The sequence below is a fragment of the Streptomyces odonnellii genome, assembly GCF_000981895.1.
In the GTDB taxonomy this organism is placed as follows: Bacteria; Actinomycetota; Actinomycetes; order Streptomycetales; family Streptomycetaceae; genus Streptomyces; species Streptomyces odonnellii.
Genome location: NZ_LATD01000599.1, coordinates 1 through 1,314 on the forward strand (window position 1 = coordinate 1; position 1,314 = coordinate 1,314).

General features: G+C 70.4%; 1 protein-coding gene. It reads left to right on the forward strand.

Translation table 11 applies throughout. From position 1 onward, the window contains the following. Positions 1–44 precede the first annotated feature (44 nt). The gene (locus tag WH07_RS35485; protein WP_046509328.1) at positions 45–1,211 is read left to right on the forward strand and encodes an ABC transporter ATP-binding protein; all 1,167 of its coding nucleotides are present in this window, start codon (positions 45–47) and stop codon (positions 1,209–1,211) included. Positions 1,212–1,314: the final 103 nt, after the last annotated feature.

Genomic DNA, 1,314 nt, shown 5'->3' on the forward strand with positions numbered 1-1,314 from the left:
CCCGCCGCCCGCCCGTCCACCCCTTATCCCCGGGACCGTTACCCATGACAGAGACCGCATCCACCAGCCGGGGCGGCGGCGACGTCCGCCTCACCGGGATCAGCAAGACCTACGGGTCCTTCCAAGCCGTCAAGCCTCTCGACCTCACCGTGCCCCAGGGCTCGTTCTTCGCCCTCCTCGGCGCGTCGGGCTGCGGCAAGACCACCACCCTGCGGATGATCGCAGGCCTGGAGGAACCGACCACCGGCACGGTCTTCCTGGGCGACAAGGACGTCACGGAACTGCCCCCGTACAAGCGGCCCGTGAACACCGTCTTCCAGAGCTACGCGCTCTTCCCGCACCTCGACATCTACGAGAACGTCGCCTTCGGGCTGCGCCGCCGCGGCATCAAGTCCGTACGCAAGCAGGTCGGCGACATGCTCGATCTGGTCCAGCTCGGCGACTACGCCAAGCGCAAGCCGCACCAGCTCTCCGGCGGACAGCAGCAGCGGGTCGCCGTCGCCCGCGCGCTGATCAACCACCCGCAGGTGCTGCTCCTGGACGAACCGCTGGGCGCCCTCGACCTCAAGCTGCGCCGCCAGATGCAGCTCGAACTCAAGCGCATCCAGACCGAGGTCGGCATCACCTTCATCCATGTCACCCACGACCAGGAGGAGGCCATGACCATGGCCGACACGGTCGCGGTGATGAACGCGGGCCGTGTCGAGCAGCTCGGCAGCCCCGCCGATCTGTACGAGAACCCGGACACCACCTTCGTCGCCAACTTCCTCGGCACCTCCAATCTGATCGAGTCCGAGATCGCCGAGATCAGCGGCGGCGACGTGGTGGTCACGGCTGGCGGCACCAAGCTGCGGCTGCCCGCGGACCGGTGCTCCGCGCCGGCCACGAGCGGCGGGCGGCTGCTCGTCGGCGTACGGCCCGAGAAGATCTCCCTCGCGCACGCCGACGACGCCGGGACCATCCCCGACGGCCGCAACCGGATCACCGGGCGGATCGCCGACTCCAGCTTCATCGGGGTCTCCACGCAGTATGTGATCGACAGCCCGGTCTGCCCCGGCTTCGAGGTCTACGCGCAGAACATCGAGCGGGACGGGCGCCTCGGCCCGGGCGCCGAGGTCGTCCTGCACTGGAATCCCGCGCACAGCTTCGGCCTTGACGCCGCCATGGACATCGACGCGGGCACCGGGGCCGTGGCCGAGGAGGTCTCGTGACGACCACGGAAGCCCCGCCCGCCGCGCCCGTACCGCCCGCCGCCGAGCCCGCCCCGCCCCCGCGCGGAACGCCGGCGCGCAGGCGGCTCGTACCGTACTGGCT